The organism is Maricaulis sp. (genome assembly GCF_030149235.1).
Taxonomy (GTDB): domain Bacteria; phylum Pseudomonadota; class Alphaproteobacteria; order Caulobacterales; family Maricaulaceae; genus Maricaulis.
Genome location: NZ_JASBRW010000069.1, coordinates 1 through 15,440 on the forward strand (window position 1 = coordinate 1; position 15,440 = coordinate 15,440).

At 62.7% G+C, this 15,440-nt stretch carries 16 protein-coding genes, 1 tRNA gene and 1 pseudogene; 8 read left to right on the top strand and 10 right to left on the bottom strand.

Going from position 1 to position 15,440, the window contains the following annotated elements:
• The 3 genes from infC to Q1V51_RS10305 form a co-directional block, all read right to left on the bottom strand.
• A partial coding sequence (infC, locus tag Q1V51_RS10295; RefSeq protein ID WP_300556050.1) for a translation initiation factor IF-3 occupies nucleotides 1-312 on the bottom strand: 312 nt, incomplete at its 3' end.
• A gap of 150 nt (nucleotides 313-462) precedes the next feature.
• Nucleotides 463-1,446, bottom strand: coding sequence for a glycosyltransferase family 9 protein (locus Q1V51_RS10300; RefSeq protein WP_300556025.1), 984 nt, complete (start codon nucleotides 1,444-1,446; stop codon nucleotides 463-465).
• Nucleotides 1,443-2,600, bottom strand: coding sequence for a glycosyltransferase family 4 protein (locus Q1V51_RS10305; RefSeq protein WP_300556027.1), 1,158 nt, complete (start codon nucleotides 2,598-2,600; stop codon nucleotides 1,443-1,445). The genes Q1V51_RS10300 and Q1V51_RS10305 overlap by 4 nt, the downstream gene beginning before the upstream one ends.
• Before the next feature lie 128 nt (nucleotides 2,601-2,728).
• Here Q1V51_RS10305 and Q1V51_RS10310 point away from each other — a divergent pair, with 128 nt between their 5' ends.
• Entirely contained in the window at nucleotides 2,729-3,385 is a 657-nt protein-coding gene (locus tag Q1V51_RS10310; protein WP_300556029.1) for a hypothetical protein, read from the top strand.
• On the opposite strand, the gene queG is transcribed toward Q1V51_RS10310, so the two are convergent.
• The 5 genes and pseudogenes from queG to Q1V51_RS10335 form a co-directional block, all read right to left on the bottom strand.
• Nucleotides 3,386-4,489 carry a tRNA epoxyqueuosine(34) reductase QueG gene (queG, locus tag Q1V51_RS10315; RefSeq protein WP_300556031.1) on the bottom strand — a complete coding sequence of 368 codons (1,104 nt, stop codon included), beginning with the start codon at nucleotides 4,487-4,489 and terminating at the stop codon, nucleotides 3,386-3,388.
• 6 nt (nucleotides 4,490-4,495) lie between these two features.
• Nucleotides 4,496-5,173 (bottom strand): glutathione S-transferase family protein, encoded by a 678-nt coding sequence (locus Q1V51_RS10320; protein ID WP_300556033.1) that lies wholly within the window; start codon nucleotides 5,171-5,173, stop codon nucleotides 4,496-4,498.
• Between the two features lie 31 nt (nucleotides 5,174-5,204).
• Nucleotides 5,205-6,179: a cation diffusion facilitator family transporter gene (locus tag Q1V51_RS10325; protein WP_300556035.1), complete on the bottom strand. Its 975-nt coding sequence runs from the start codon at nucleotides 6,177-6,179 to the stop codon at nucleotides 5,205-5,207.
• A 33-nt stretch (nucleotides 6,180-6,212) separates the two neighbouring features.
• Nucleotides 6,213-7,160: pseudogene (locus tag Q1V51_RS10330) on the bottom strand (nucleoside hydrolase).
• Nucleotides 7,161-7,179: 19 nt separating this feature from the next.
• On the bottom strand, nucleotides 7,180-7,785 hold the full coding sequence (locus Q1V51_RS10335) for a hypothetical protein (protein WP_300556036.1): 606 nt from the start codon (nucleotides 7,783-7,785) through the stop codon (nucleotides 7,180-7,182).
• A 174-nt stretch (nucleotides 7,786-7,959) separates the two neighbouring features.
• Between Q1V51_RS10335 and Q1V51_RS10340 the strand changes: the two genes are divergently transcribed.
• A complete protein-coding gene (locus Q1V51_RS10340) occupies nucleotides 7,960-8,766 on the top strand; it encodes an undecaprenyl-diphosphate phosphatase (protein ID WP_300556038.1) in 807 nt (268 codons plus the stop codon).
• A 6-nt stretch (nucleotides 8,767-8,772) separates the two neighbouring features.
• Here Q1V51_RS10340 and Q1V51_RS10345 read toward each other — a convergent pair whose 3' ends face one another.
• Nucleotides 8,773-9,741, bottom strand: coding sequence for a complex I NDUFA9 subunit family protein (locus tag Q1V51_RS10345; RefSeq protein ID WP_300556040.1), 969 nt, complete (start codon nucleotides 9,739-9,741; stop codon nucleotides 8,773-8,775).
• A 190-nt stretch (nucleotides 9,742-9,931) separates the two neighbouring features.
• On the opposite strand from Q1V51_RS10345, the gene Q1V51_RS10350 reads away from it, so the two are divergent.
• Nucleotides 9,932-10,018: transfer RNA gene (locus tag Q1V51_RS10350), tRNA-Leu, on the top strand.
• A 157-nt stretch (nucleotides 10,019-10,175) separates the two neighbouring features.
• Here Q1V51_RS10350 and Q1V51_RS10355 read toward each other — a convergent pair.
• Nucleotides 10,176-10,607: a hypothetical protein gene (locus tag Q1V51_RS10355; RefSeq protein ID WP_300556042.1), complete on the bottom strand. Its 432-nt coding sequence runs from the start codon at nucleotides 10,605-10,607 to the stop codon at nucleotides 10,176-10,178.
• A 303-nt stretch (nucleotides 10,608-10,910) separates the two neighbouring features.
• On the opposite strand from Q1V51_RS10355, the gene Q1V51_RS10360 reads away from it, so the two are divergent.
• The 5 genes from Q1V51_RS10360 to rpoN all read left to right on the top strand — a co-directional run bounded on the left by Q1V51_RS10360 (nucleotide 10,911) and on the right by rpoN (nucleotide 15,163).
• A complete protein-coding gene (locus Q1V51_RS10360; protein WP_300556044.1) occupies nucleotides 10,911-11,525 on the top strand; it encodes a ribonuclease D in 615 nt (204 codons plus the stop codon).
• Between the two features lie 88 nt (nucleotides 11,526-11,613).
• Nucleotides 11,614-12,312, top strand: coding sequence for an LPS export ABC transporter periplasmic protein LptC (lptC, locus tag Q1V51_RS10365; RefSeq protein WP_300556046.1), 699 nt, complete (start codon nucleotides 11,614-11,616; stop codon nucleotides 12,310-12,312).
• Nucleotides 12,312-12,839 carry an LptA/OstA family protein gene (locus Q1V51_RS10370; RefSeq protein ID WP_300556048.1) on the top strand — a complete coding sequence of 176 codons (528 nt, stop codon included), beginning with the start codon at nucleotides 12,312-12,314 and terminating at the stop codon, nucleotides 12,837-12,839. The genes lptC and Q1V51_RS10370 overlap by 1 nt, the downstream gene beginning before the upstream one ends.
• 2 nt (nucleotides 12,840-12,841) lie before the next feature.
• Nucleotides 12,842-13,612 (top strand): LPS export ABC transporter ATP-binding protein, encoded by a 771-nt coding sequence (gene lptB / locus Q1V51_RS10375; RefSeq protein ID WP_366522737.1) that lies wholly within the window; start codon nucleotides 12,842-12,844, stop codon nucleotides 13,610-13,612.
• Between the two features lie 36 nt (nucleotides 13,613-13,648).
• On the top strand, nucleotides 13,649-15,163 hold the full coding sequence (gene rpoN, locus Q1V51_RS10380) for an RNA polymerase factor sigma-54 (protein WP_300556049.1): 1,515 nt from the start codon (nucleotides 13,649-13,651) through the stop codon (nucleotides 15,161-15,163).
• Nucleotides 15,164-15,440: the final 277 nt, after the last annotated feature.

The following is a 15,440-nucleotide window of genomic DNA, read 5'->3' on the forward strand; positions in this document are numbered from 1 at the left end:
GTTCGGACGCATCTTGATCTCCTTGATCTCGACGGTCTTCTGCTTCTTGCGTGCCTCGGCTTTCTTCTTCTGCTCCTGGTATCTGAGCTTGCCGTAATCGACGATCTTGCACACGGGCGGGTCAGCGTTCGGCGACACCTCTACAAGGTCGAGTCCCACCTCGCGGGCAGCGTCCAACGCTGCGTCGGTGGGCATGATTCCCTGCTTTTCTCCGTTTTCGTCGATCAAAAGCACCCGCGGAACGCGGATGTCCTGGTTGGTGCGGGGGCCCTCTTTTTTGGGCGGCTGCGCAACATGGGGTCTACGGGCTATGGCCTCTTCTCCTTTGTGGCCGACAAACTCAGTCTAAACTAATCGTCCCGGCGCTGCCCGGGATCAAGCCCCAAAGGCTTTAAATCCCTCCGCAGGTGTGCCGGAGGCGCGCACTATGGTGAAATAGACACATTAAGCAAGTGTGGCTTGTCACGCCGCTTCAGGCGCGGTGGCAAAACCGCCGGCGAATTTCATCGCCCGCATGGCCTCTGCCGGATCAACCTGGGCCAGGGTCGGAGCATGCATGAGAATGACCGACGAGGTGCCGCGCGGCGCGATCAGGGCCGGGTTCTCGACCTGGCCGTACAGCGCCAGGGCCGGCGCACCACCCGCGACCAGAACATGCATCAGCGGCGTGTCCTCACCGAAGACAAAGCGCGTCCGGCGGGCCAGCCCGGCCAGTTGCGGCAGCTTCGCCCGTCCGGTCACATCCCGCGCGCCCGGCGCGACATGACAGACATAGCGGCCGATCTCGCGCGTATCCGGACCGCCGACAATGGCCGGGGTGACACCGGCCTGCAGCAGTTCATGGGCCAGCGTGGCCCATTTCTCCTTAGGCCAGCGCAGGGCCGGCTTCACGCTCTCGCCGGCCGGAGACAACAGGGCATAAGCTCCATTGAGACCGAAATATTCCGGCTCGAGCATGCGCGATTTCTTGGCCAGGAAATCCACCCAAGACGCATCCGGCGGCGGCGCTTCGCCCAGCTCGTAATGCGTTGCCCCGAGACCGAGGACCTCGTTGAGTTTGCCCGCCACTTCGTCGATCGGGTGCTGACCGGATTTCGGATCAGCCACGACCTGGACCCAGTCGCACTTGGAAAAGCGGAACAGCTTCTTCAGCTTGCGCGAATTATCATCACCCATGAGGTCGTAGACCCGCGAGGGCTTGGCCGCCTTGAGGCGTTTGTCACGCATGCCGATCAGTGGCCTTGTATCCGGCACCGCATCGATCTCGACGGCATTGAAGAACGGGCAGTGCTTCAGGAAACTCTCGAAGTCCGGCTTGGTCAGCAGCACGATGCGGTCGCGGCGATGGGCCGTGCGGATCATCTCTGCCGCCGCCAGCATGCGCACGGTCGATGCCAGGTCGCCCCAGTGCAGGACGTATACGATATCACGCTGCGGTTCGCTCATGAGTTCGATTGTAAGACTTCGTTGTAAACACGCAATGTCGAAGCTTGCAGCTGCCGTGCCGAAAAGCGCTCGCGGATACGAACCTTGGCCCGTTTGGCGAGATTGTCGAGCGCGTCCGCGTCAAGCCTCAGAGCCGATGCAATAGCTTGCGCCAGTGCCGACGCATCACCCGGCGCCACCCGCCAACCGGTTTCACCGTCGACGATGACCTCACGGGCACCACCATGATCGGCCGCAATGACCGGCAGCCCCATGGCCCCGGCCTCGGCCGCGGTCCGCCCGAATGCTTCCGGCTCAACCGATGGCGTAAGCACCAGTCGCGACAGGGCAAATGCGGCCGGCATATCACTGCAATGCCCGACCATTCGAACCCGGTCACCAAGCTCGCCGTCGCGGATTAGCGCCTCGAGCGCCTCGACATAGGCGGTGCGCCCTTGGGCATCCCCGGCCAGGATCAGGACCGGCAGCTCAACCCCGTCCGCCTTCAACTGGGCATAAGCACGGATGGCTTCACGTTGACCCTTCCAGCCCGTCAGGCGGCCCGGGAGAAGCACGACGCCCTCGTCGGCCCGAACGCCCCAGTTCGCGGCCAGGCCCTCGATCCGGTCGCGCTCGATCGCGTCCGTATCAAAACGATCCAGGTCCACACCGCGCGGGATTACAGTAATGCGGTCGGCGGCAAAGGGGTGTTCACGGCAGATATGATCGCGGATGAATTCGGAATTGGCGATGACCCGTTCGCCCTTGGCCATGAAGCCGTTATACCAGCGCTTGAGACCCGACCTGGCCTTGTAGGTACCATGGTATGTCGTGACAAAATGCGCGCCGGTCCGGTCGCACGCCGCCTTGGCACTCAGGGCCGGTGCCCGTGAACGGGCATGGACGATCTGCACCGCTTCACGCCGGATGACCCCGGCCAGCCGCTCGGCATTGCGCCAGGCGACGAACGGATTCTTGGTTGCCACCGGGAGCCGGACCAGCTCTCCGCCGAGCGCTTCCAGCTCGCCCTCAAGCCGCCCGCCCTGACTTGCCACCAGGGCACGCCCGCCCGCCTGGACAATGGCCTCGGCCACTTCCAGCGTGGTGCGCTCGGCACCACCGGCATCGAGTTCGGGAATGACCTGCAGGACGATCATCGGGGACGCAAACCTCATCGGATGGGCATCGCTTTTTTCACAGCCGCGCCCGGATGACAATTCATGGCCTGTGCATGAACCATCGGGCCTGTGGACGACGCTCCGGCCAGTGATTACTCTTCCCTCTCCCCCGCGACGGAGTTCACATGCGTATCCTGACCGCCCTGCTCGGCCTCGGCCTGCTGACCCTTCCTGCTCATGCCCAGAGCTCAGCACAGCTGAGCGAACATGCCCGCTACACGGCCTGCCTCGCGATGACGGACACGGATCCGGAAGCGGCCTTCGAGGATGCGGTCAGCTGGCGCAATGAAGGCGGCGGATGGCCGGCCCGGCATTGTCATGCCAGCGCGCTGGTCGCCCTGGGCGATACGGTCCGCGGCGCGGAAATGCTGGAGAGTCTTGCCAGTATCGAACGCCCGGGCCTGGTCCTGCCCGAGCGGCTGGGCATGTGGAGCGAGGCGGGCGACGCCTGGATGTCGATCGGCGAACCGGCCGAAGCCGCCGGCGCCTATTCCGTCGCCATGGCCTTGTCAGGGGATTACCTGCCCGGTTTCGCCGGGCATTTGCGTGCCAGCCTCGCGCTTAGCCACTGGGATGACGCCCTCAGCGATGCCGAGCATCTGATCACCGCCGACCCCGCCCTCTGGGAGGGCTGGGCCGGGCGCGCTGAAGCCCGGCTAGAACTGGGTGAAGCCGAGGCAGCACTCGAGGATATTGAGCAAGCGCGTGGTCTGGCTCCGGAGAATATCGATATCCTGGTGCTGCGCGGCCGTATTCTCGAAGCGATCCGGCAAGCCGGCTGATCAGGCTTGGCGCCACTCCGCCAGCACGTCTTCATCGGTTTCCGCCGTTAGAGCCGCATCGCGCTGATGCTCGAAGGCCTCCGGGTCGAGCCGCGAGAGCGCCCAGACCGCGGCACCGCGCACCAGCGCTGACTGGTCCTGTACACGTTCACCGACGACGCCGAGCAGAGTGCTGTCGCCGGAATTACCGATCGCGATCATGACATTGCGGACGAAGCGATCGCGCCCGATGCGCTTGATCGGCGAGGCGGTGAAGACCTGTCGGAAACCGGCATCATCCAGAGCTGCCAACTCGCTCAATAGCGGCCCTTTCAGCTCCGGGCGGGGATGAAACGCCGCCTCTGCACTGACCTTGGCAAACTTGTTCCACGGGCATACGGCGAGACAGTCATCACAGCCATAGATCCGGTTCCCCATGGGCTCGCGAAACTCGTGCGGGATCGGGCCCTTGTGCTCAATCGTCAGGTAGGAAATGCAGCGCCGCGCATCGAGCTGGTAGGGCGTGGGGAAGGCCTCGGTCGGACAGATATCGAGGCAAGCCCGACACGATCCGCAATGATCGGTCTCGGGCGCATCCGGCTCCAGCTCAGCCGTCGTCAGCATGACACCGAGGAAAAGCCAGGAGCCGTGCTCGCGGCTGACCAGATTGGTGTGTTTGCCCTGCCAGCCAAGCCCCGATTTCGCCGCCAGCGGCTTTTCCATCAGGGGTGCCGTATCGACGAAAACCTTCACCTCTTCGCCCGTGCGGGCCACGAACTCTCGGGCCAGACGCTTGAGGCGTTTCTTGATCAGATCGTGGTAATCCGCGTTCTGGGCGTAGACCGAGATGGCCGCTTCGGAGCGGCGCTCGAGTATCCCCAGCGGATCATGGTCCGGGCCGTAATTCAGCCCGACCACCACCGCCGACTTCGCGTCCGGCCACATCGCCGTGGGATGTTTTCGCCGCTCCAGCGTGTCTTCCATCCACGCCATCGAGCCATGATGACCCTGGGCCACAAACTCGGCCAGCCGCTCTGATGCCGCCCAGGCTTCATCAGCCCGGCACAGGCGGACATCGGTGAAGCCGATCTCTAGGGCGAGGGATTTCAGGGCGTCGCTTTGCATCGCGCGCTAGAAATCGAGGTCTGCGTAATGCCGCGACGGGGCGATACCCGGCAGCTTGTCCTCAAGAATGCTACGGAAGGCAGGACGGCATTTGACGCGCTGATACCAGTGCTTCACCGGCTCGAAATCATTCCACGGCACTTCGCCAAGATAATCGAGAATGGAGAGATGCGCCGCGGCAGCGATATCAGCGAGGGTGTAGCGCGGCCCGGCAAGGCCATCGCGGGCTTCAAGCAACCAGGCGATATGTTCCAGATGACCGCGCAAATGCTCACGCCCCTCGCGCATCACCTGCGGGTCCGGAGCGCCCAGCCCCTGCACCGGTTTCTCGAGCTTTTCATGGAGCAGGTAGGCGTTGACCTCCCCGTCGAACTTGCGGTCGAACCAGTCACACAAGCGGCGTGCTTCCGCGCGTTCCGCAGGCCCGCCCGGCAGCAGGCAGGGGCTCGGCGCGGTTTCCTCGAGATACTCCAGCACAGCCCGGATTTCGATCACGACACGCTTGGCGCCGCCGGCTTCATCCACGAGCACAGGGGTCAGCCCCGCCGGATTGAGGCTGAGCAAGTCATCCGGCCGGTCCCAGGGCAAGACGGTTTGAGCCTTGTAGCGGATCGATTTTTCGTCGAGGACCAGCCGTGCCTGCCGGGAGAACGGATCAAGCGGCCAGTGATACAGCACACGCATAAAGGCTCGTTACCGCCCTTTCCAGGTCAACTCAATGGCCGCCATCTTCGCCATCGCCTTCCCCGCCGAAGAAGGCGGCACCATGCGGTTCCGCAGCTCCGTGAGGATCAGCGTGGATCAGGATATCAGCTGCCGGGTAGGCCGCCAGCAATCGGTTCTCCGCATCCACTAATACTTCATGCGCATCCGCCAGCGACATGTCCGGATCGAGGGCCATGTGGAACTGGATATGCACCAGCGGTCCGGACGCGCGGGTCCGCAGATCATGGATATCAATGATGCGGGGATCAGCTTCAGCCAGCGTACGGATTTCCTCGCGCTCGATTTCCGGCAATTCCCGGTCGAGCAGCTGATCGAGCGCCTTTTTGGCCACCTGCCAGGCCGCCCAGGCGAGCCAAGCCGCGACACACAGCGCGGCGAGGCCATCGAGGCGCTCGAGTCCGAAAAAGACGGATCCGGCGATTCCCGCCATGACCGCCAGATTGGCCCCGAGGTCAGTGAAATAATGCGCCCGGTCGCCTTCAACCGCGACGGAGCCGGTCTTGGCGATGGCCCGGGTCTGGATGACCAGGAGACCCAGCGTGAGAATGATGGACAACCCCATCACGCCCAGCGCCCAGCCCGATGCCTGGATTGCTACGGGTGTGATGGTATGGGCGACGCCTTCGCGCAGCAACAGGGCGGCTGACACTGCCACCAGCATGGCCTGGAGAATACTGGCGAAAGCCTCCGCCTTGCCGTGTCCGAAACGGTGCTCGGCATCCGCTGGCTCCGCGGCATAGCGCACCGCGAAAAAGACGGTCAGCGAGGCGGTCAGGTCGAGCAGGCTGTCGGCCATCGAGGCGAGCAGGGCAACGGATCCGGACATATACCAGACCACGGCCTTGGTCGCTGTCAGGATCAACGCCACGCTCAAGGACGCCCAGGTCGCCGCGCCGGAAATCTTGCGCGCCTCGCTCGGCTTGAGCCGGCCCGGGCCGGCGGCGTGGTGGTGGTCGTGGGGCATGGCTCAAGCATTAGTGTGCAGCGGCCAAGGCCGTCAATCGGACGGATCGCCATTCAAGGCGGCCGCGATGGCCTTCAGGGCCCGGCGCTGATCGACACCCGTCGCGATCCGCACCGGTCGCCCCGCCGCCGAGGGCCGTAGCAAGCCGGGGAAGCCACCGCCCGTCTCGAAATCGAGATTGTGTGTCTCAAAGCCGAACACCGCAGGCGAGGCGGCCGCCATGACCGCCAGTGCATCATGCGGATAACAGCCCTCAATCCCGTCACTGGCCTTGTAGGCATTCATATAGTGCTCGTGCGAGCGCAGCAGAAAGCGCGCAGCGCGCTCAGGCAATTCACTCACCATCGCGGCGAGACGCGCCCGGCGAAGGACAACACGCCGGCAGGTATCGAGCGGGATCACGGTCAGGCGCGGCGCCATGGCGAGTACGCCGCGCGCCGCTTCCAGGTCGGAACCGGTATTGAATTACAGCCCACCCCGGCGCACCCAGGGGACACTGAGCGAACCACCCATGATGATAACCTCGTCGCGTTCATCAAAAGCACCAGGCGAGCGGGACAAGGCCCGGGCCAGATTGGTCAAGGGCCCCAGCGCAATCAGCGTGCCGCCGCCACGGGCAAATCTCGCCAGGGCATCGAGAGCCGCTTCCGCGCCCTCATCGCGCACCACGCCTTCCTCATACCCCAACGCATGACCGGCACTGGCACCGCCCAGCCCGTCTTCCCCATGGATGTGCCGGGCATGGCGCCACGACCCCTGCAAAGGTTGAACGCAACCCGTATGGACCGGTACGGCTCCACTCCCGGCGAGCGATTGCACCAGAGCAATATTCCGCGCGGCCTTGCGCGGCGCGACATTGCCGAACACGGTCGAGACGCCGACAAGTTCCAGCTCTGGATGTCGTATGGCGCACATGATCGCAAGCGCGTCATCGACCCCGCCATCGCTATCGATCCAGATTTTTCGCAAGCCTTGCATCATGACGGGACGGACATCGCTCTCACGCCTCGCCCGGCAGCGATCGGAGCACGCTCTCGAACGCTGCCCCGGCCGGGGAATAACCCGGCAGGCCCGGCGGCGGCAGGAGGATGTTGTTAAACTCGGCAATGTCGGGCTTGCCGGTCTGATACTGCTGCAGCCGGGCGCGCATCTGCAGGGCCAGCACCGGCATGGCCAGATAGGCAAACTCGCCGAAGCCCAGGGTCAGCCAGTGGTCCAGACTCTCGCTCTCCGGCTGATGCGGATTGTACAGCCCGGCGGAACGGCATCTTTGCGCAAAGGCCTGTTCGTGATCGGGGCGCCAGCCATAGCGCTGAAGCACCGGAGCAGCGGCAATGATGTCACCGAGTGCGGCCCCCTCATCGGCAGGCAGGTCAAATAATCCGCTTTCCAGGGCGAAGGCCGCCATCGCTGCATCGGGCCGCTCCAGCACCAGGCCGGGGTGTTCACCGCTACCGCCGCCGACCACCAGCTGGTTGGTGGAACAGCCAAAGTCCTCGTCGCGAATTCCATCCTCCGGATAAGCGATATCAACCAGCGGCCGATAGACCGGCAATCCGGCCAGATAGCCGACCAGGACATGGTCGAAACTGTCGATGTAACTCATAGCCTGGCCATCCATTTTGCTGCCCACCCCTTGCTAGGGATATTCCGCCCCGGAAGCCAGACTGGCGGGAAACCGATCAGGCAGATGGGCCAGCCCGGCGCTACAACATCAGCTGCTGGCCATTAAGAGCGAAACGGGGAAAGATTACGCCTTATTCTCCAAGCGGACCCCGTCATGTCGCTGATCCATCTTGTTGTCCTTGCGCTCATACAGGGCATTACCGAGTTTCTTCCGATTTCATCTTCGGCCCACCTCATCCTGGTGCCCGAAGTGCTCGGAGAGCAGGACCAGGGCGCATTTATCGACGTCATGGCCCACGCCGGCTCTCTGGTTGCGGTGATGGTATATTTCTGGCGCGACATTGCTTCAGTGATCACCGGATTGCTGGCCATGGCCACCGGCAAGATTACGGAAGGTGGCCGGCTCGCCCTGCTGGTCGCGGCCTCGCTGCCGCCGGTTATCATCTTTGCCGGCGCCCTCGTGGTTTTCGACCTGGTCGACTATCTGCGCACGCCGGAAATCATAGCGGCGGCGACACTGATCTTCGCCCTGCCGCTGTGGCTGGCGGACAAATACGCTCCGGCGACCAAGGCGGCTGAGACGATGACATTCAAGCATGCGGCCCTCATCGGCCTGGCTCAGATGTTCGCGTTGATCCCCGGGGCATCGCGCTCCGGTGTCACCATGACAGCCGGCCGTGCGCTGGGCCTGACCCGTCAGGACTGCGCCCGGTTTTCCATGCTGATGGCGATCCCGGTGATTGTCGCCTTCACCCTGGTTTCGCTACTCGAGCTGGCTGGCGGCGAGGCCGGTGGCGCTGATCTTCAGGCAGGACTGATCGTCGGCGGACTGTCCTTCGCCGCAGCCTGGGCGGCGATTGCCGTCCTGATGCGCCTGGTCGAACGCACCGGCTTCCTGCCGTTCGTGATTTACCGCCTCGCACTGGGCGGCGGTCTGATTGCCTGGATGGCGTTGAGCTAACGGCTCTTACGCTTCCGACTTCTCGTGGAACTGACCGTGGCGGCGATAGCGGCCCAGATAGGTCGGCACGATCGCTTCGACGGTTTCCGGCGTGATGCCCAGATCCGCCAGGCCCTTGGCGTCGTCTGAAACGACATTGTCCGACTGCAGCTGGATCATCTGATCGCGCGTCAGCATTGGCTGCACGAAGGGCAGGATAGCGAGCATCTCGAACATCATGCCCATCACCATGCCGATGGAATAGGGCAGCGGAACCAGGAAGCGCGGACGATCGGTCTCGTCGAGAATGAACTGCATCAACTCCTTGAAGGAGTAGACACCCGGCCCGCCGAGCTCATAGGTCTCGCCGCGCGCCGCATTATCCTCGAAGGCGGCCAGCACGGCAGCTGCAACATCGCCCGCGAAAACCGGCTGGAAACGCGACTTGCCGCCACCAAACAGCGGCAGGGACGGCGCGAACCGCGCCATCGAGCCAAACATGTTAAAGAAGCCGTCATCGGTGCCGAAAATTATCGACGGGCGCAGCACGGTCGCAGTCGGCACAGCGGCCATCACAGCGGACTCGCCCTGCGCCTTGCTCTGAGCGTAGCGCGAAGCACTCTCGGCGCTGGCACCGATTGCGGAGACCTGGATTACACGGTTGATCCCGGCTGTTGCCGCCGCCTTAGCAATCGCCTCCGCCCCTGCCGCGTGCAGGCTGGCGAAATTCTGACGTCCGCCCTCGGCCAGCACACCAACGAGATTGACGACACCGCTAGCCCCTTCAACGGCGCGTTCAACGGAGGACGGCACGCGGATATTGGTCTGCACCAGCTGAACCTGGCCAACCACACCCATGACCCGCAGATCCTGCGCCAGATGCGGCCGGCGCGAGGCGACACGGACGCGATAACCGGCTTTCGCCAGGGCGCGAACAACGTGACGGCCGACGAATCCGGAACCGCCGAATACAGTGATGAGTTCATCGCGAAGCATGAGGGAATCCCCGGGGACGGAAGTTGTTGCGCCCGGATAGATCAAAAAACGCGGCGATTGTCCATGCGATGATGCGCCTCGGGCCGGATCAGAACCATTTGGGGCAGCATCTGCAAAAGCCGCTGCAACACGCACCAGAAGCCATTGACACACCCCGCCCGCTTCTTTACCTACCGCGCTCCTGTTACCTGCCCAGGTGGCGGAATTGGTAGACGCGCTGGCTTCAGGTGCCAGTTCCCGTTAGGGAGTGGAAGTTCGAGTCTTCTCCTGGGCACCATCTCCTTCAAGAGATCGATCAGAAGAAGCTCCTTGCTGTCATGGCGGGGGCTTTTTGGTTTTCGCGCCAGGTATTCGCCCATAAAGAAAAAGCCGCGCCGGGACCTTTTGGGGGTCTTACCCGGCGCGGCTATCGGATCGCGGCGTAGCCTGGTGGTTTAACTGCCCGGCAGTACTGCCGGACGGCTGTGCGAGATCCGGAACGAGCCCGATGCTCCCGCAGGGAGGGTGACACGGCAGAAGCCGCCATCGGTGATTTCGAACGGGCAATCGAATGTGGTGTGCGCAACACGCATGGTGAGGCGAAGCTCGCCGCGCTCAGGCACATTATAACTACAGGTGCCGCCCGCGGCTTCGGACACCACGATCCGGCCGGCATGGCGCAGACCCCGGCCACGCTCACGGCCTCGAATGACGTCGCCATCGCCCTGCTCGACCTGGCAGCTGACTTCCCAGCTGCGTTCGCCGGACATTTCCAGCACGAGCGCGTCACGATCGGCGCGCATTTGCGCCGGGCTTTGAAGCTGCGCCTGGGCAGCGGTCGTGGCCAGAACCAGAGCTGCGGAGGCGAGAAGAATGTGTGTTTTCATTGTGCCCTCCATAGGGGTGTTTTTGTTTGTGACGCTTTTGTTACATAAACCGCCCCAGCTTGTAAAGTCCGTATACTGTTTATTTTAATGAACATCCTTAAAGCCACGATACTACTGATTTTTTGGATTTTTAGTCGATAACGAAGAAATTCTAGGAATCGATAAATCGGATCATTTCTAGTTTTTTGAACAAAATGTCATATTAATGTCGTGCTCATATCTCCAGCCCATTGGCCGCTCGACGGCGCTCACCGATTGCCCTTCCCGCGCACGGGGGTTACGAGGCTGGTGGAAGGAAATTCAATGACCGTTCATTACCACAAGGGCGATCTGCCCGCAGACATCGACCTCGGCAAGCTGATCGCCATCGACACCGAAACGCTCGGCCTGTCGCTGGTGCGCGACCCGCTATGCGTGGTGCAGCTCTCCTCCGGCGATGGTGACGCGCACGTGGTGCAGATGGACCGCTCGCGCTATGACTGCCCGAACCTGAAAGCGCTGCTGGCCGACCCGGGTGTCGAAAAAATCCTGCACTTCGCCCGCTTTGATGTCGCCATGATTGCCAAATATCTCGGCGTGACCCTGGCGCCGGTATTCTGCACCAAGATCGCCTCCAAGCTGTGCCGCACCTATACCGACCGGCATGGCCTCAAGGATGTCACCCGTGAACTGGTCGGCGTGGACATGAACAAGCAGCAGCAAAGCTCGGACTGGGGCGCGGACGAATTGTCAAAAGCGCAGCTCGACTATGCGGCCTCGGACGTGCTTCACCTGCACACGCTGCGCGAGAAGCTGATCGTAATGCTCAAACGCGAGGGCCGGCTGGAACTGGCGTGGTCCTGTTTCGATTTCCTGCCGACGCGCGCGGCACTGGATCTGGCGGGCTGGCCGGAAACCGACATCTTCGCCCACTCATAAGGCTTCATCTCGCCTTGAAATGGCCGGTAAAGACTGATCTTACTGGCGTGTATCCGCCAAAATCACCGCCGAGCATGGGTTAAACGGCATGAATGCGACCACCGCACAGGGTCTCGAAGCGCTGCAGCCTGCCGATCACGGCAGCTGGGAGCCGCGCCGCGCCTTGACGCTGGGCGCAGCGCGCCGCCGCACAGCCTTCGTGCGCGCCCTGCGCTTTTCCTTCATGGGCGGCGCTATCGCGATCCTCGCGCTTATCGTCGTGCAGATGATCGCCAATTCCATCGGCGGCGAGGCGGAAGTCACCGAAGCGGTGGGCACCGATGTCCGCATGATCAATCCGCGCTTCACCGGCCGGGACGAGAACAATACGCCCTATGTGGTCACTGCCGACAGCGCCGTGCGCCGCCGCGACAGCGATGCCGGCGTGACCGATCTCGATCGGCCGCGACTGGATTACGACTTCCTTTCTGCCGGCGAACAGGCTTCGCGGGTTTTGGCCGAACGCGGCATTTTTGATCCAACCAACCGTGTTCTCGACCTGGAAGCTAACGTCAATCTGACGACCGATGCCGGCTATGCCTTTGCCTCGGAACATGCCCGGATCTTCCTGCGCGAGGAGCGCGTCGTCGGCGATCGACCGGTGACCGGAGAAGGCCCGATGGGCCGCATGAGCGCCGATCGCTACGAGATCCGCGATGCCGGAACGCATGTGATATTTGAAGGACGGGTGCGCATGCATATCATACAAAGTCGCACAGCCCGCCCAGACAGTGAGGATAGAGAGTAATGCGAAGCCTTTTGACCGCACTGGCGGCGCTCATCCTGACCGGTGCCCCGGCCCTGGCGCAGATCGGCGACAGCGACCAGCCGCTCGATATCGAATCCGATCACGTCGAGGTCTTCGATAGCGAGAACCGGATCGTCTGGACGGGCCGGGTGATCGCCGTACAGGGCGAATCGACGATCCGTGCCCAGCGCCTCGAAGCCTTTTTCACCGGCCTGCCCGGCGAGGGCGGCACTGGCGGATGGGGCGATATCGAACGCATCGTCGCGACGCGGGACGTCCTCTATGTCACACCGACCCAGCGCGCCCGCGGAGATCGCGGCATCTACGACCTGGCCTCGGAAACCATCACCCTGACCGGCGACGTTGTCATCAACCAGGGTGATGACGTGATCACAACGAATCGCTTTGTCACCGACCTGGTCAGCGGCAATTCCACCTTCGGCGAAGCCGGCGATGGTGAGCGCGTCCGCGTTGTCATCACCCCGGCCGGCGACAACGAGACCGGCGGCGAGCCGGAAGGCCGATAAGCATGGACAGCGCGCTGATGGATGACGAAAAACCCGCAGCGACGGCCGTGCCGGCAACCGGGCTCTATGTCGAGAAAATCGGCAAGGCCTATGCCAAGCGCCCGGTAGTGAAGGGCGTCAGCCTGTCGCTGAAACAAGGTGAAGTGGCCGGTCTGCTCGGCCCGAACGGCGCCGGCAAGACCACCTGCTTCTACATGATCGCCGGCCTGGTGGAGGCTGATTACGGCCGCATTTTCCTAGACGGAGAGGACATCACCCGCCTGCCAATGTATCAACGGGCGCGGCTCGGCATCGGCTATCTGCCGCAGGAAAAATCGATCTTCCAGGGCATGAGCGTCGAGGAAAACATCCTCGCCGTCGCCGAAATCGTTGAGAAAGACCGTGAAAAGCGCATGGAGCTGGTTGAGCAATTGCTCGAGGAGCTGCGCATTTCTCACCTTCGCCACGCCCGCGCACCCTCGCTGTCGGGTGGAGAACGCCGCCGGGTCGAAATCGCCCGCGCGCTCGCCACTCGCCCCTCTTTCATGCTTCTCGATGAGCCCTTCGCAGGGATTGATCCGTTGGCAATCGCCGATATTCGCGACCTGATCCGCTTTCTCAAGGATCGCGGAATCGGAATTCTGATCACCGATCACAATGTCCGCGAAACGCTGGAAATCACTGACCGCGCAACGATTATCTATGAAGGCGAAGTGCTGTTCGAGGGCTCGCCGGAAGCCATCCGGTCGGATCCGGATGTGAAACGCGTTTATCTCGGGGAAAGCTTTTCCTGATTACCTCTGCAAGAAGCTTACCAAACAGAGGTGTTCATGGCTGGATTGATGCAGAAGCTGGATATGCGCCAGGGCCAGTCCCTGGTGATGACACCCCAGCTGCAGCAGGCCATCAAGCTCTTGCAGCTATCCAATATCGAGCTGGCCGAGTTCGTCGAGGGCGAACTGGAACGCAACCCGCTGCTTGAACGCGATGATTCGGCCGAAAGCGCCGAATCATCCCTCGAAGCCGGCGATGGCGAGCCGCGCGAGCTGGAATTGGCGTCACCGTCCGCCGACGCCAATGATTCGCTCGACGCCGATGTCGACGTCATCCATTCCGATGATTCGAAATCCGATCTTGCTGGTGTCAGCCCACCGGAGGCCGCCGATGCCGTCGGCGCCGGCGCCAACAACTGGACCCCAAGCGGCGGCGGAGGTGGCGCCGCCGGCGAAGAGTATGACGCCATTGCCAATTCCTCGCGCAACCTGACCCTGTCGGAACACCTGCACAACCAGCTCTCCACGGCGACAAACGATCCGATTGATCGCATGATCGGAGCCCATCTGATCGACCTGGCCGATGAGGACGGCTATCTGCGCGCTGATCTGAGCGAGGTCTCGACTCGCCTGGGCCTCGAGCGCGCCCGTATCGAAGCCGTGCTGGAAGTCACCCAGTCTTTTGAACCCGCCGGTGTCATGGCGCGCGACCTCGGGGAATGCCTGGCCCTGCAGTTGCGCGAGAAAAACCGTCTCGATCCGGCCATGGCCTGCCTGCTCGACAATCTCGAGCGCCTGGCCAAGCACGAATACGACACCCTGCGCGGCCTGTGCGGTGTCGATGATGACGATCTGGTCGACATGGTCAGCGAGATTCGCCAGCTGACCCCGAAGCCGGGCCTGGCGTTCGGCAATGACAATGCCCGAGCCGTCGAGCCGGACGTGTTCATCCGCCAGGCGCCCGATGGCGGCTGGCAGGTCGAACTCAATTCGGAGACCCTGCCGCGGGTCCTGGTCAATAATCGCTATTACAACGAGATCCATTCCGCAGCGCGAACCGAGCAGGAAAAGAGCTTCATCTCCGAGTGCAATCAGAATGCCTCCTGGCTGGTCAAAAGCCTCGATCAGCGCGCCCGGACCATTCTCAAGGTCGCCAGCGAGATCGTGCGCCAACAGGACATGTTCCTGGCCCATGGCGTGGCTTATCTGCGCCCGCTCAACCTGAAGACGGTCGCCGATGCGATCGGCATGCATGAATCCACTGTTAGCCGGGTGACATCGAACAAGTTTGTCTCGACCCCGCGCGGCATGTTCGAGCTGAAATATTTCTTCACCTCCGCAATCCCCTCCGCGGGTGGCGGGGAAGCCCATTCTGCCGAGGCTGTACGGCACCGGATCAAGAACCTGATCGACCAGGAAACCGCCTCCGAGGTCCTCTCAGATGACAAGCTTGTCGATCTTTTACGGGCGGAAGGGATTGAAATTGCACGCCGGACTGTGGCCAAATACCGGGAGGCGCTCAATATCCCCTCTTCGGTCCAACGCCGCCGCATTCTTAAGCGCGCGGGCTAGACCCCGGGGAATGCCAGCGTCTGTGCGACCTGGCGCCGCCCTGGCCGAAAGACCGGACAAACGGCACGGACAATGCCATTGACTCCGCCACCGTCGCGCGACTACGTTCCGCCCGCTTTCCGGGGAGGGGCGGCAAAGTTCGAAAACGCCTCACGGGCTGGTGAATGGCCAGCGGGAAGGAGCGCATGCATACACAAGTTGTCAGCAAAGGCATCGACGTCAGCGACGCGCTGCGCGAGCAGATTCTGGGACGCGTAGAAGAAGGCGTGTCCAAATA

Bases quoted from the DNA above. Each gene is read 5' to 3' on its own strand.
- Q1V51_RS10360 (WP_300556044.1), top strand. From the start codon at position 10,911: ATGACCGTTCATTACCACAAGGGCGATCTGCCCGCAGACATCGACCTC.
- Q1V51_RS10305 (WP_300556027.1), bottom strand. From the start codon at position 2,600: ATGAGGTTTGCGTCCCCGATGATCGTCCTGCAGGTCATTCCCGAACTC.
- lptB (WP_366522737.1), top strand. From the start codon at position 12,842: ATGGACAGCGCGCTGATGGATGACGAAAAACCCGCAGCGACGGCCGTG.
- Q1V51_RS10340 (WP_300556038.1), top strand. From the start codon at position 7,960: ATGTCGCTGATCCATCTTGTTGTCCTTGCGCTCATACAGGGCATTACC.
- queG (WP_300556031.1), bottom strand. From the start codon at position 4,489: ATGCAAAGCGACGCCCTGAAATCCCTCGCCCTAGAGATCGGCTTCACC.
- Q1V51_RS10345 (WP_300556040.1), bottom strand. From the start codon at position 9,741: ATGCTTCGCGATGAACTCATCACTGTATTCGGCGGTTCCGGATTCGTC.
- Q1V51_RS10310 (WP_300556029.1), top strand. From the start codon at position 2,729: ATGCGTATCCTGACCGCCCTGCTCGGCCTCGGCCTGCTGACCCTTCCT.
- Q1V51_RS10320 (WP_300556033.1), bottom strand. From the start codon at position 5,173: ATGCGTGTGCTGTATCACTGGCCGCTTGATCCGTTCTCCCGGCAGGCA.
- Q1V51_RS10300 (WP_300556025.1), bottom strand. From the start codon at position 1,446: ATGAGCGAACCGCAGCGTGATATCGTATACGTCCTGCACTGGGGCGAC.
- Q1V51_RS10355 (WP_300556042.1), bottom strand. From the start codon at position 10,607: ATGAAAACACACATTCTTCTCGCCTCCGCAGCTCTGGTTCTGGCCACG.
- rpoN (WP_300556049.1), top strand. From the start codon at position 13,649: ATGGCTGGATTGATGCAGAAGCTGGATATGCGCCAGGGCCAGTCCCTG.
- lptC (WP_300556046.1), top strand. From the start codon at position 11,614: ATGAATGCGACCACCGCACAGGGTCTCGAAGCGCTGCAGCCTGCCGAT.
- Q1V51_RS10325 (WP_300556035.1), bottom strand. From the start codon at position 6,179: ATGCCCCACGACCACCACCACGCCGCCGGCCCGGGCCGGCTCAAGCCG.
- Q1V51_RS10370 (WP_300556048.1), top strand. From the start codon at position 12,312: ATGCGAAGCCTTTTGACCGCACTGGCGGCGCTCATCCTGACCGGTGCC.
- Q1V51_RS10335 (WP_300556036.1), bottom strand. From the start codon at position 7,785: ATGAGTTACATCGACAGTTTCGACCATGTCCTGGTCGGCTATCTGGCC.